This window comes from Mordavella massiliensis (assembly GCF_016902415.1).
In the GTDB taxonomy this organism is placed as follows: domain Bacteria; phylum Bacillota; class Clostridia; order Lachnospirales; family Lachnospiraceae; genus Merdimonas; species Merdimonas faecigallinarum.
The window spans coordinates 1-265 of sequence record NZ_JACJLV010000141.1; the positions used below are offsets into that span (position 1 = coordinate 1).

The window sequence follows — 265 nt, forward strand, 5'->3', positions numbered from 1 at the left end:
GGATCAATGGATATTTGCTCCTCCCCGAAGCTTTTCGCAGCTTATCACGTCTTTCATCGGCTCTTAGTGCCAAGGCATCCACCATACGCTCTTTCATGCATGACCAACTCGACTTAAAAGACGGGTTCTCTTAAGTCCACACGTATATAGCGTTATACGCGTTGGTCTTCGGCCAATTTTTTGCTTTGTTTTCTTCAAAGTGTGTAATCATTACACAGTTTCCTGTTATAACAATTACCTCGGATGTCTTGATCAAGATATTTTG

1 rRNA gene is annotated in these 265 nt (G+C 41.9%); it reads right to left on the minus strand.

Annotation, left to right across the window (positions count from 1 at the left end):
* A 23S ribosomal RNA gene (locus H6A13_RS13185) occupies positions 1–105 on the minus strand; the annotation flags it as partial.
* Between the last annotated feature and the right edge of the window lie 160 nt (positions 106–265).